Annotated in this window: 11 protein-coding genes; 10 read left to right on the top strand and 1 reads right to left on the bottom strand. The window is 60.8% G+C overall.

The window, feature by feature from the left end:
• The first annotated feature begins 13 nt into the window (after positions 1-13).
• The 7 genes from DVDV_RS02855 (at position 14) to DVDV_RS02885 (ending at position 9,176) form a co-directional block, all read left to right on the top strand.
• Positions 14-1,417, top strand: a complete 1,404-nt coding sequence (locus DVDV_RS02855) for an FHA domain-containing protein (protein ID WP_075353215.1) — start codon at positions 14-16, stop codon at positions 1,415-1,417.
• Complete coding sequence (locus DVDV_RS02860; protein ID WP_075353216.1) at positions 1,414-2,376, top strand: FHA domain-containing protein; 963 nt, start codon at positions 1,414-1,416, stop codon at positions 2,374-2,376. The genes DVDV_RS02855 and DVDV_RS02860 overlap by 4 nt, the downstream gene beginning before the upstream one ends.
• Positions 2,373-3,854 (top strand): FHA domain-containing protein, encoded by a 1,482-nt coding sequence (locus DVDV_RS22015; RefSeq protein ID WP_075353217.1) that lies wholly within the window; start codon positions 2,373-2,375, stop codon positions 3,852-3,854. The genes DVDV_RS02860 and DVDV_RS22015 overlap by 4 nt, the downstream gene beginning before the upstream one ends.
• 35 nt (positions 3,855-3,889) lie before the next feature.
• Positions 3,890-4,651, top strand: coding sequence for a PP2C family serine/threonine-protein phosphatase (locus DVDV_RS02870; RefSeq protein ID WP_175577052.1), 762 nt, complete (start codon positions 3,890-3,892; stop codon positions 4,649-4,651).
• A 1,056-nt stretch (positions 4,652-5,707) separates the two neighbouring features.
• Complete coding sequence (locus DVDV_RS02875; protein ID WP_075353219.1) at positions 5,708-6,469, top strand: 4Fe-4S dicluster domain-containing protein; 762 nt, start codon at positions 5,708-5,710, stop codon at positions 6,467-6,469.
• Between the two features lie 26 nt (positions 6,470-6,495).
• Entirely contained in the window at positions 6,496-8,613 is a 2,118-nt protein-coding gene (locus tag DVDV_RS02880) for an aldehyde ferredoxin oxidoreductase (protein WP_075353220.1), read from the top strand.
• Entirely contained in the window at positions 8,610-9,176 is a 567-nt protein-coding gene (locus tag DVDV_RS02885) for a hypothetical protein (protein WP_075353221.1), read from the top strand. Before DVDV_RS02880 ends, DVDV_RS02885 begins: the two co-directional genes overlap by 4 nt.
• Positions 9,177-9,435: 259 nt before the next feature.
• Here DVDV_RS02885 and DVDV_RS02890 read toward each other — a convergent pair whose 3' ends face one another.
• Positions 9,436-10,026, bottom strand: coding sequence for a chemotaxis protein CheB (locus tag DVDV_RS02890; RefSeq protein WP_075353222.1), 591 nt, complete (start codon positions 10,024-10,026; stop codon positions 9,436-9,438).
• A gap of 946 nt (positions 10,027-10,972) precedes the next feature.
• Here DVDV_RS02890 and DVDV_RS02895 point away from each other — a divergent pair.
• The 3 genes from DVDV_RS02895 (at position 10,973) to DVDV_RS23125 (ending at position 12,357) form a co-directional block, all read left to right on the top strand.
• Positions 10,973-11,317 carry a PRC-barrel domain-containing protein gene (locus DVDV_RS02895; RefSeq protein WP_075353223.1) on the top strand — a complete coding sequence of 115 codons (345 nt, stop codon included), beginning with the start codon at positions 10,973-10,975 and terminating at the stop codon, positions 11,315-11,317.
• A gap of 245 nt (positions 11,318-11,562) precedes the next feature.
• Positions 11,563-11,721, top strand: coding sequence for a DUF3309 family protein (locus DVDV_RS02900; RefSeq protein ID WP_075353224.1), 159 nt, complete (start codon positions 11,563-11,565; stop codon positions 11,719-11,721).
• A 396-nt stretch (positions 11,722-12,117) separates the two neighbouring features.
• Positions 12,118-12,357 carry a PRC-barrel domain-containing protein gene (locus DVDV_RS23125; protein ID WP_254845206.1) on the top strand — a complete coding sequence of 80 codons (240 nt, stop codon included), beginning with the start codon at positions 12,118-12,120 and terminating at the stop codon, positions 12,355-12,357.
• Positions 12,358-12,509: the final 152 nt, after the last annotated feature.

Here is a 12,509-nt window from a genome sequence, read left to right on the forward strand (position 1 = left end):
CCGGCACGGGCATATGGAAATGATTGTTGCAGTGCGCATCGAACGCGACGGTGTGGTCCTTGATACCCTGACGCTTGGGGAGGGCGAGCATGGCATCGGCCGCGCTGTGGACAACGCCGTGGTCCTTGACGACAAGGCCGTGTCCTCCTGCCACGCGCTGCTGCGCGTCCGCGAGGCCGAGGCGGAACTGCTCGACCAGGGGAGCCTCAACGGCATTTTCGTGGAAGGCGAGAAAATCGGCAAGGTCGTCTTCAGCCGCGCCCTGGCCGCCGACTTCTGCGGCCTGCGCCTGGTGTTCACGCCCAAGGCCCCCCCGAAAAAACGCCCAACCCTCCCGTCCGGGCGGGGCTTGGGCACGCGGCCCGCAATCCTGCTGTCCACGGCCGCCCTGGCCCTTTGCGCCTTTCTGGCGGCCTGGCTCCCGGCCGAGCACGCCTTAAACGTCTGCATCAGGACCGAGGCCTTGCAGCGCGGGGCGCTCCTGGCCCGTTCCCTGGCCGAAGAAAACAGCGTGCCCTTGCAGGCCAAGCTTCTCGATCAGTTGCGCACCGCCTCCGTTGCAGCCGAGAACGGCGTGCGCCAGGCCATCGTGGCCGATCCGTACGGCAAGGTCCTGGCCCCACCTCGGGAGATGGGGAGGGTTCTGGATGATCCTGAGGTCAACAAGGCGGCCAGGGCGCAAGGCCTGAGCCTTTGGACCATGCCGGACGGCGAGGCCGTCCTGGCCTGCCCCATTCGCGACGGCGCAACCCTGCTCGGTCTGGCCCTGGTCTTCTTCAACCCCGATCAGGCGCTGTCTCCCCCAAGCCGGATAGGCGGCTTGCTTTTCGGGCTGCTCGTCGCGGCCATGGCGTGGGGGACTGCGGCCTGGGGCCTTTTGCGCTTGTCGCTTCGGCCCATCCGGATGGCGGCCGAGGACATCGGCGTCGCCCTCAAGTCCGGAACCACGGCCTTGACCATTGTCCCCGCCTCCCGGGAAGTCGCCGAACTCAAACACGCCGTGGAACGGGCGCTTCTCCTGATCCCCACCGGAATTTCCAGCCAGGCCGCGCCGCCGCAAGCCCCCCCAGCCGTCGCGGACGCCTCGGCATCGGATGCGCCCGGCTGCGGACAGCCGGCACCCCAAGCCTCCAGCGCCGCCGACGATGCGGCCTGGTGCCTGCTCAACCTGGCCAGTTGCCGGCTCATCGCCTGGAGCCCGTCTTTTGCGGTCCATCTCCGTTCCCGGGATATGGTCCCGCCCGTGCATCTTTTGTCGGCCCTGGCCGATCCGGCCATGCTGGCCGCCGTGGCCGCAATCGTTGACGACCCGGCCGGGGATGCCGCGCGCCAAGTCGAAAACCAGCCGCTTGCAGCGCGCAAGGAACCGGGGCCCGAACCCTGCACCATTCGCGTACGCATTACGGAGGGCACATGACGTCCAGCCAAGAGGATCGCACCATCATCCGCCCGCTGGTCGCCTTTCGTCTCACCGTGCGCGGCCCTTCGGGCCACGAGTTCCAGGCGCCGCTGGCCCCCGGCGTGCTGACCATCGGACGCGACGCAACCTGCGGCCTGCCCCTGGACCCTGCCGACGTCAGTGTCTCGCGCCGCCATGCCAGCCTCACCGTGGACGGAGAAACCATCACCGTCACGGACCTCGGCAGCACCAACGGCGTGTTCGTCAACGCGGTCAAGGTGGAACAGGCGGTGCTTGCGCCGGGCGATGCCGTGCGGCTTGGGCAAACGGTCCTGCTTCTCGAGTCCGCCGTGCCGTCGGCTCCGCTCCAGTCCACGGCGGGCGACGCGCCACCCAAGGGCCCGGGCCGTTCCCGCAGCCTGGGCAACCCGCCCAAGGCGCGCCTTTTCCTGACGGCGGCCGCCCTGGCGGCCCTGTTCCTTGTTGTGGGGCTGGTCCTTTTTCCCCGACCGGATACGCCCGCCCCGGTTTCCCACGGCCCCGAGCAGGAAACAAAGGCTGCCGCAACCGAGGCCGGGCCTCAAAAGCCGGCGGCCCAGGCCCTCGCACCGCAGCCATCAGACCAGCCGGCCGCTTCGGCCGAAGCGGTCGAAAATGCCAAGGACCTCACCCGGCAAGGGCTGTTTTTTTACAACAACAACAATATTGCCGCCGCCATAGGCGAATGGGAAAAAGCCCTGGCCCTTGATCCGCAAAACACCCAGGCGGCAAAATGGCTGGCCAGGGCTGCAAGCGAGCGCGACCAGCTTTTGGACAAGTACTCCCGCGAAGGACTCACTGCCCTCAAATATGCCCGTTTTGGCGAGGCCAAGGATGCCTTTCGCCTTGTGACCGAATACTGCCGCGGCCAGTCTGCAGACCAACGCTGCCTGGACGCCGCCAAACAACTGGAGCAGTTGGAGGGAAAAGCCCCATGACGGACCTGACAGCCCCCCTTGACGAACGGGCAACCGGCCCAGGCCAGGCGGAGCGCACGGAGTTCCGCATCCGGCCGGCCTTCTCCGGCCAGGGCCAAAGCGCCGTTGAAGTCCTGTCCGGGCCGGGGCAAGGCATCATCCACCGCTTCGATACCCACCTGCTTATCGGACGTGCGGCCCGGTGCGACCTGGTCATTGACGATGCCACGGTCTCCCGCGAGCATCTTCTCATCGACGGTCGCGGCGGCCGTTGGCTGGCCCTGAGCCGCAACCCGAAGAATCCGGCCCTGAAAAACGGCGTTCCCTTCCAAACCGCACCGGTCGGCACCGGGGATACCCTGACCCTCGGTCCCGCCCGCCTGCGCCTGGTCTTATCCAACCCCCAGGCCGGGTTGGCGCTGCCGCCCCGGGTGCGGCGTCTGCTTGGCGACAGGAAACTTCTGATCAGTGCGGGCATCGGGATTTTCATCCTGCTTGTGCTGCTGTTTTTCCTGTCCAAGCCGGCCAAGACCCCCCAGGAGGCCGTGGTTGCAGATGATTGGGCCAGACAACGGGCCCAACAGGATACGGAATTCATGAACAAGGTTTCGACCCTGCTCATCCAGGCTCGCCGGCTCCAGGAAGAAGGCCGGGACGATCAGGCGCTGGCCCGTCTCGACGCCCTGCTCGCCATCGATGCCGGCAACGGGGAGGCCCAGCGGCTTAAGGCCGAACTTCAGACCGGCATGATGCAACGGAGTGCCGAGGACAAAAGCCGCCGCGATCAGGCGGCCCAGGCTCTGGAACGGGCCAAACCCCATATCCAACAAGCCGAGCGTCTCCTGGCCGCCGGCGATGGGGCAGGGGCGCGGGCCGCGGCCCAAGACGCCCTGGCTCAGGCCCCGGACGCGGCTCAAGTGCGGCAACTCATGGAAAAAATCGATGCCCGCGAAGCCTCGGACCAGCGCCAGGCGCAGGAAAAGGCCCAGACTGCCACGGCCAAACGTCAGGAATTAAACGGCCTTTACGACGAAGCGGCAGCGGCTCTCGCCGACGATGCCCTCTACAAGGCTCTCCTGATCTACCGCCGCCTGGGCGATGCCGAGGCAGCAGAGCCCGCCCGCGCCGCCGCGCGCAAGAAGGCCGCCGAGATCCAGGACGCGCTGGTCAAGCGAGTCATGCCCGACTTCACCGCCGGCCAGAAGCTCTACAACCAGAAAAAATACGCCGAAGCCTCTGCGCTCTGGGCCAAGGTGCTTGAAATCTACCCCGAGGCCAAGGAGACCAAGGCCCGGTTGGCCGAATTGACCCCCATGCTCGAGGCCGAAGCCAAGCGGCTCTACGAGGAAGGCCTGGTCTATGAGGGCCTGGGCGACCGGCAAACGGCCAGAGCCCGTTGGAACGCGGTGCTGGAGACCATGCCGCTTAAGGACAACGCCTACTCGCGTCGGGCGGCCGAAAAGCTCGGCATGAGCCCGGACCGGAAAGGGCAGCCATGAGGTTCGAGGCTGCGGGAGCAACGGATCGCGGAAGCGTGCGGGAGAACAACGAGGACGCCTTCTGGATCGATGTCGACCAGGGGCTTTTTCTCGTCGCCGACGGCATGGGCGGGTTGGCGGCCGGCGAAGTGGCCAGCCGCATGGCTGTTACGACCGTGGCCCGGTTTCTGACCGCGCCTTCCCCGTTTGACACCCGTGAATACGCTCCGCCCGGGACCCCGACCTGGCTTCCCGCTTCCCAGCGGTTTCGCCGGGCCATCAGCGAAGCCAACAAGGCCATGCTTGAGGCCTCCAAGACCCGTTTCGGCTCCTTCGGGGCCTCGGGCATGGGCAGCACCCTGGTTGGGCTGTACCGTTGCGACGACGGCTTGATCATGGCCAATGTCGGCGACAGCCGAGCCTACCAGTATCGCGGCGGAAGCCTCAGGCAGGTAAGCGAGGACCATTCCCTGGTCATGGCCCAGGTCCGCCAGGGGCTTTTATCCCCGCAACAGGCCGCCCACAGTCCCGAACGGCATATCATCTACCGGGCCTTGGGCATGTCGTCCGAACCGCAGGCGGAGTTCGTCCCCATCGTCCTCGAACCCGGGGACCTGTATCTTCTTTGCTCGGACGGCCTTACGGACGCCGTCGACGACGCCGAGTTGGCGCGCATCCTGTCCCAGGCCGGCGCAGACGGGCCACAGCACGCGTGCAGGCAGCTCATCACAGCGGCCCTTGACAGGCAGGCCCAGGACAATGTGACCGTGGTCCTCGTTGGCATAGCCCCCGACTGGATTTCTCCGTGCAAGGCATGAACACATCCCACAGACTGTCCGCCCGGACCTCTCCCCCGCTTCCCGGCCGCCAGCCAGCCATGCCGCTCCAGGCGGCCGGCCCAAACAAAACGGGCGTCCGCCCCCAAGGGGGACGAACGCCCGTGTACATGCCCAGCATCAACTGCCTCAGTGCCGCAGACTCATCTTGTAGACGAGTGCGCCAAGCAGGGCCAGAAACACCAGTGTGCCAGCTATGGCACCGATATCCATCAGACTCATGACCGACTCCTCGGGGGTGTCCCCAAGTCGCCGACGGGCGGCTGCCGTCGTCCGCCGGGTTTGCGTCCGGCGATCTCGTGGGCGTCCGGGCCCCGGGCGGGCGGTATCCGCGAGTCCGGGTCTCGACGATCAGGCCTTCGCCCCACCAAGGGACGGGTGTCCGGTCAATGTACGTAACACGAGGGGCGTTGGTTGATGCGTTGCCTTTTGCCAGGGCCGGCCGATCTCCCCACACACCCGGGCCTTGCCGCCAGATCCGGATGCCCGCCTTCGGACGATCCGCAGCGCACGGCAGCCCTGCAACTTCGGGCTACGCCCGGCCAGGGGCAGTGACAAGTGTTATTTGGGAAATCAGTCACAATGGCACCTGATGGCCCGGGGAAGACTGTTAATTTTATACAATTATTGCAAAAATAAATTTTTAGCCGGCCAGGTGCCCGCCTTCCGGACGTAGGGCAGGAAATGGGGAAACACCGCGGCCAGGGGCCGCCCGTCCGTGGGCAGAGCGTCACCTCGCGGCCGTTCCAGTCGCGCATGGCAACACAGAGCGTGTTCGCCCCGGCCTTGGCCTCGCCGGTCAGGGCGGCCTTCTCCCGGAGACGGATTGAGCGGCAATCCTCCCCTTCTCGCCGTATCTCCCGAGGCATCCTCCGAGATTTTGGTGCGTTATCACCGGACCGAAAAAATGCCGCCACGCCGGATTCCGGCCCTTGTGGACGCCTGGATAAAAGCGTTTTATGAATCTCTCGAGGCCCATCATTGTGGAGCATTTTTTCCCGGCCCCAGGACGAGAAGCGCCAGAGCGGGAGGTGTGACGTGCATACGATCCGCGGTCTCTCTTCAAAATGGATCGAACAGGCGGCAAAGGCTTCCGGATTCGAGGCCGAATTGAGCCGCCGGGGCTTTCTCAAGCTCTCCGTCTGCGCGCTCTCCGGTTTGGCCATGCTGGGCCTGGGCGATGCCTTCGGCGAGAACGCCCCGCTGGTGATTTTGGACAACGCCACAGGATGCATTCTGGCCGATCCCACCCGCTGCGTGGGCTGCCAGCGTTGCGAACTGGCCTGTACGGAATTTAACGACGGCCGCGCCCAGCCGTCTCTGGCCCGTATCAAGATATCCCGGGCTCTCAATTTCGGCCTCGCCGGCCCCACGGGCGGCGTCGGCATGCACGGAGACTGGGGCGACGGGCTGGTGGTCCAGAGCGTGTGCCGCCAATGTCCGCATCCCGTTCCCTGCGCCACGGCCTGTCCCCAAGACGCCATCATATCCGATCCGAAAACCGGGGCCCGCGTGGTCGACGCCGCCCTGTGCGTGGGCTGTCGCCTGTGCCAGCAGGCTTGCCCCTGGGGCATGCTCTCCTTCGACGAAAAAGCCGGGGTCGCCACGAAATGCTTCCTGTGCCACGGCAGTCCCAAATGTGTGGAAGCCTGTCCGGCTGCGGCCCTGCGGTATGTGCCCTGGCGGGACCTCACCCGTGACGGAAGCCCGAACCGGGCCACCCTGTCCGTGACTGCCCCGGAAAAGGCCAAGGCCTGCCTGGACTGCCATCTCCCCGCCGGCACGAAGTCCGCGAAATAGCCCTTCACCGGGGCAAGGAGTCTGTCATGGCCGTACGCAGCGGCGGGTTTGTCGGCAAGGTCTTGCGGGTGGATCTCTCCACCGGGAAAATCGGAACCGAGGATACGCTCGAGCGCTACGGGGCGCTGCTCGGCGGGGCCGGGATAGGCTACCGGGTGCTCTGGGACGAGGTTCCGGCCGGGACCGGCCCCTTCGATCCGGCCAACAAGCTTGTCTTTGCCGCCGGCGTCCTGGTCGGCACCAGCGTGCCGTGCAACGGACGCACCACCATAACCACCATCTTTCCCACCTGCTGGCCCAGGCCTCTGGTCGGGTCGGGGCACATGGGCGGGCATTTCGCGGCCAAGCTCAAATACGCCGGGTATGATGCCCTGATCGTGGAAGGCAAGGCGGAAAGGCCCGTGTGGCTCATGATCCGCGACGCCCATGTGGAGATACGCGACGCCGGCCATCTATGGGGCACGGGCATCCGTCGGACCACCCTGGAACTCAGCCAGGAGATGGGGCCGGACTGCGTGGTGGCGGCCATCGGCCAGGCCGGGGAAAACCAGGCCCCCATGGGCATGGTGGTCAATTCCGTCTCCCACTCGGCCGGCGGCGTGGGCGGGGTGATGGGCGGCAAAAACCTCAAGGCCGTGGCCGTGCAGGGCAGCGGCGCGGTGCGTATCGCCGGGGACAAGGGCGCATGGGAGGCGCTGGTCAAGTTCCATCTCTCTCTCCTTGGCGGCAACAACCAGCATGTGGTGCCGAGCTTTCCCACGCCCCAGGCCGAATACTACAATCCGGCCTCCCGCTGGATCGGCCAGCCCGGCAAACGCTGGGGCGCGGCGAAACCGCCCGTCGAAATCACAGGCGCCCTGCGCGACCCGAACCGTATCGCCTACCGCACCAACAGCGCGGCCTATTTCCTGGGCGACGAGGCCTGGAAATACACCGTGCGCGGCAATGGCTGCACGGCCTGCCCCATCCGCTGCCACACCATGCTCAAAGTGCCGTCGGTAACGACCAAATACGGCATCCCGGACACGGCCCAAAACACCTGCGTCGCCCTGATGTTCGGACGGTCGTTTTTTACGCAGCTCGCCGGCAAAAAAAACAGCGAGACCGCCATAGAGGCCTGCATGGTGGGCATGCACCTGGCCGACGACGTGGGCCTGTGGTCCAATTACGGCCAGTTGCAACGCGATCTGCGAAAGCTCTACGAGGGCGGCTACCTCAAGGCCCGGCTGGGGTCGAAGGAATATGCCTCCATCCCCTGGGACAAGTACGATAACGCCGATCCGGCCTTCCTGCTTGACCTCATCCCCCGCATCGCCAACCGCCAGGGCGAACTCGGGGAGGTCCTCAGCCGGGGTACGGGCGCGATTTTCGACCACTGGTCCATTCCCGAGACGGAGTGGGCCAAGGACCATACCACGACCTACTGGAAGATGGGCCATCCCAAGCACCATGCCAATGAGGACGACGGCCAGTGCGGGGTGATCATCAACACCCAGTACAACCGGGATGCCCAGTGCCACTCCCATACGAACTTCGTGCGCAACGGCCTGCCGCTGGCCGTGCAGAAAAAACTGGCCGCCGCCATCTGGGGTTCGCCCGACGCCCTGGACGCCCCGGGGGACTATACGCCCGCCAACGTGCACAAAGCCCGGCGGGCCAAGTGGTCGCTTTTGCGCAAGGAATTGCACGACGCGCTGGGGGTGTGCAACTGGATGGGCCCCTGGGCGGCCTCCCCCCTCCAAGAGCGCGGCTACGCCGGGGATGACAGCCTGGAGTCGAAATTTCTGAGTCTGGCCACCGGACAGACCGTGGACCGGGAGGGCCTGGACCGGGCCGCTGAGCGGATATTCACCCTCCACCGGGCGCTGACCATTCGGGACATGGGACAAGTAAACATGCGCGCCGAGCACGACCTCGTGCCGCCCTGGATTTTCGAGGACCAAAACGGCGCCGCGCCGTTCACCAAGGGGTCCATCCGCATGGACCCGGCCGACATCGCCCGGGCCATGGATTTCTATTATGAGGTCATGGGGTGGGACAAGGATACGGGAGCGCCCGGCAAGGCGCGGTATGCCGAACTGGGGCTCGCGGATGTGGGCGATACGCTTGCCGCAGCCAAGCTGACGCCGGAGACTGGGAAATGAGCGAAGCCGACGAGGACGATCTGGCCCGAGCGGCCCTCGAAACGGTCCGGGAGGCCAGCGCCGCGATGTGCCTGATCGCTGCCGACGAAATCCTGGAACGACTTCTGGCGAAGGGGTTCGCCGAGCGACTGCAAACCACGCCTGAGGCCGATCCGTGCCTGCGACTGGCTGCGGTTTTGTCCGGACTGCCCGGCATCGCATCGTTTGAAAGCCTGTCCGGCCGAACCGTCTACCACGATCCGGCGCTGCTCAGCCGCACGTACGCCCGCATCCTGGACCACAAAGACGCCCCGGAATTGCTGCTGGCTGCGGAGATCCGGTCCAACTCCCGGGATTACACCCGGCCCCTCCCTGTGGAACTCTTCGAGAAGACACCCTTCGATCTGGCCCCGGAAACCATCGAGGCAGCCCTCAAGGCCCTGTCCTGCGGCCAGGAATTTCAGGATATCACTTCTCTCACGACCGCCGCAGGGGCCGTGTACCTGTTCTCCACCCGGTACCTGAAACGCGGCTATGCAGTATTTCTCGCCGAACAGGATGCCTCGTTGACCATGAACCCATGACCCGAGGCATGGCCCCAACGAATCGGCGCCATGCGGCCAGTTACGTGTGCCCTGCCGCAATTACTGGGGGACTGGAAATCGCAGGACGCTGCCATCTGGCCCTATCACTCTCGATCCGACAGTTCATCCAACGACGTTGTCGCCGGTCCTGATCAAAACAGGTCGATTTCCCTGCCCTGCCTGCTGCAAATCTAAGAGCCCAGCAAACTGGAAGTTTAACTGGCTGAAATGTCGTTATTTTTTCTGACACTACCCCCTTTCATTTTTTGGGGTCGTGCATTATTCGGACGATCTGTTTAGCGATATCCTCAGGAGAGAGAATAAAATCTATACACCCACTTGCGATTGCACTTTCCGGCATATCTGGATGATCTGCGGTTTCCAGCTTCTGCGCGATGGTGATACCCCCCACCTCTTTTATGCCACATAAAGCTGCCGCTCCATCGCCATCGTAACCAGAAACAATGATGGCTATAATTTTTCCTTCCCAGTTCGTTGTCAGGGAACGCAGGAAAACGGTAATTACGTCTGGCCATCCTCGCGGCTTTGATATCGGCCGAAGATGGAATTCACCTTCAAGAACGTGCAAATCACAATTTTCCGGAATGATATACAGACAATTAGGCTGGATGAATAATTTCTCCTTTATAAGCTCGACTGGCATCTCTGTGAATTGAGGGAGAATCTCGTGGAGACGGGTAGCTGTGGTCCTTATATGATTAACAATAACGATTGCAAAACCCAAGTCTACCGGCAAATTCTTAAGCAGTCTGATATAAGCATCAAGCCCACCAGCTGAACCTCCTACGCAGACAACAGGAAAGTTGTTTGAAAAACTATTCAATTTCATTATTTCCTCCTGCATGAATTACAAGTTAACAAACGATGCGCATGTCGCAGTGAAATTGCTGGGACAGAATATCCAGAACTGGGTTGCCGATTTCATCGTTATACATACATAAACCCAAAAATGCAGTTTTTTAAACGCATAACACACTACGACACCACGGATTTCTCTTAAAAACTCCTCAATCCCAGGCCCCCTCCCCGGGGTCAGCCCATTCCCTCAGGCAGCGCTAATGCGCATCCTACGCCCCCTTGGCGATATCATGGGGCTGTGATGGCAAGACTCTGCCCTCGGACACCCGCTTTTTTGCTCCGGTATATCATCCTATTCCATATACACGCATCAAGTTCCCGATTGGCAAGCTTTCGACCTATCCGCTAAAATAACAGATCCAGCAAACTGGACTTTCCAACTCCCGCAATACCGCTGTTTTTCTCTCCGCAAACAACCCAAACACCACGTTGGGAAATTGGGGGGGGTGGGCCGTTCCTTGTGCCCCCTGATTCGCGCCCTGGGGTCTCTTCCTGGAGTTTTTGTGCTGCTCCATTCGTTGGCTATCCCCGGGTTAGGATCTCAGGCATTTCAATATGACGTAACCGACTGATTTTTTGTATTATATTCCAATATCTCGTGGAGACTTGCCTGTCTGAGTTGCAAGCGCAAGGACGGTCCAACCCAACGGATGGTCGCTGTCGGCTATCCCTTTGATATAACGAGCTATACCCCATTTGACTTTAACACCGAACCATGTGGCGATTTTGTAGATATTACAGCCAGTTAAATTGTTTAAATGCTCTTTTAAACATGACAAATGGTTTCTCCCTTTGTTCAAAAAATGTATTTATTTAGTTGCACAATCCAAAATATATGCTAACATGGATCTAGCGTCATAAATTTATCAAGCATTCTGCACTATTGCAGCCAACTGTATCAAAATAGGAGCACTCAGATGCCCACTTCTACATCCCATGTTTCCGCTTCAAACCTTGGTCTTACAATTGGAGAATTGGGCGTAATCACCAAGGGATGGAGCCTCAAGAACGACATTCTTGGCAAGGATGTTTTCAATGACGCGAATGAAAATATCGGGACGGTTGAAGACCTGCTCGTGACTCGTGACAAAGCCATTTCTTACGCGATCATCGGCGTGGGTGGTTTCCTGGGCATGGGACGCCACGATGTCGCCATTCCGGTTTACAATCTGCGCATGAACAAGACGCGGGTCACGCTTCCTGGAGGCACGGCGGAAGGTCTCAAGGCCTTACCCGCCTTTAGCGCGACAACGGAGAGTTAACCTTGGGTAAATCAGCCCAGACCGTCAGGCAAAACAACGACTCGTGTTCCGGACTCTGATCTTTCCAGCGATTCGTATTCTGGGCTGACCGAATGTTTCTCAAAATCGTATCTCATGGGCAGGGCTGGAAGCGACATTCGCTCGGTGACCACAAACAACGGCAATCATAGCTCAAAGCCCTGCCACACACCTGACAATCGATGCCATACTGCGACCAGCAAGTGATCTAACCAAGGAGAAACTATATGTCGCTAGGCACAATACTTCTCGTAATATTAGTATTGATTCTTCTTGGAGTAATTCCAATTTGGCCACATAGCCATTCCTGGGGCTATGCTCCTGGCGGAATCATCGGGATTGTTGTTGTAGTTTTGGTAATTTTGCTTCTACTCGGCAAACTTTAGCAATAGGCAATACGCAAAAAGAACAGATCACTTTCATTCAGGGAAATGATCCAATGCTTAGTAACGCAAAACATACTTCTTCTTGCTCTGCGTTGGCTAAGTATATTTTAAGAAAATTGGCAAGATACCGCACTCATCATTCTAGAATCATCATGCAGTGAACGGGCAAAACGATTATGGCGACGCCCTTCATATAGGTACTAATTGCCTTAAAACTTTAACCTTGGAGGCTATCATGAATTTTACTTTAAAAACGGTTACCGTGGCAATGGCCCTGTCTCTTACGTTGGTCACGAGCCTTGCGTTCGCGCAAAAAGCTCCTGTTGCCGGGACAATAGGCATTAGCAAAGAGGAAAGTACCATCCTCGCCAAGGGTTGGAGCATAAAAAAGACATCATGGGCATGGACGTTTACAACGATGCCAATGAGAAAGTTGGTGTCATCGAGGATATTATTGTCACGCCGGACAAGGCAATGTCCTATGCAGTTGTCAGTACAGGTGGTTACCTTGGCATGGGGAAGAACGACGTCGTCATTCCTGTCAACCATTTCAAGATCACGAACAAGCGCATCCTGCTTCCGGGTGCCACCAAGGAAGCCGTCAAGGCAATGCCCCCGTTCAAGTACGCCGACTAACTACTCTTTCTTTCAGTGCCCTCATGCTTATACAAGCATGAGGGCACATGCCAAAGCATTGTGGAGTTTCTTTTCGTCCAACAATAAAGCACTCACCGATCGCTATAGTATATAAAATTATAGTCGCTTTGTGAAAGAACTGGTTCCCTGCA

Origin of the sequence: Desulfovibrio sp. DV (assembly GCF_001936595.1) — a bacterium.
Classification (GTDB): domain Bacteria; phylum Desulfobacterota; class Desulfovibrionia; order Desulfovibrionales; family Desulfovibrionaceae; genus Solidesulfovibrio.

What these genes read in the sequence shown, in the direction of transcription:
- DVDV_RS02855 (WP_075353215.1), top strand. Translation starts at nt 14, where the DNA reads ATGGAAATGATTGTTGCAGTGCGCATCGAACGCGACGGTGTGGTCCTT.
- DVDV_RS02890 (WP_075353222.1), bottom strand. Translation starts at nt 10,026, where the DNA reads ATGAAATTGAATAGTTTTTCAAACAACTTTCCTGTTGTCTGCGTAGGA.
- DVDV_RS02860 (WP_075353216.1), top strand. Translation starts at nt 1,414, where the DNA reads ATGACGTCCAGCCAAGAGGATCGCACCATCATCCGCCCGCTGGTCGCC.
- DVDV_RS02885 (WP_075353221.1), top strand. Translation starts at nt 8,610, where the DNA reads ATGAGCGAAGCCGACGAGGACGATCTGGCCCGAGCGGCCCTCGAAACG.
- DVDV_RS02880 (WP_075353220.1), top strand. Translation starts at nt 6,496, where the DNA reads ATGGCCGTACGCAGCGGCGGGTTTGTCGGCAAGGTCTTGCGGGTGGAT.
- DVDV_RS02895 (WP_075353223.1), top strand. Translation starts at nt 10,973, where the DNA reads ATGCCCACTTCTACATCCCATGTTTCCGCTTCAAACCTTGGTCTTACA.
- DVDV_RS23125 (WP_254845206.1), top strand. Translation starts at nt 12,118, where the DNA reads ATGGGCATGGACGTTTACAACGATGCCAATGAGAAAGTTGGTGTCATC.
- DVDV_RS02900 (WP_075353224.1), top strand. Translation starts at nt 11,563, where the DNA reads ATGTCGCTAGGCACAATACTTCTCGTAATATTAGTATTGATTCTTCTT.
- DVDV_RS22015 (WP_075353217.1), top strand. Translation starts at nt 2,373, where the DNA reads ATGACGGACCTGACAGCCCCCCTTGACGAACGGGCAACCGGCCCAGGC.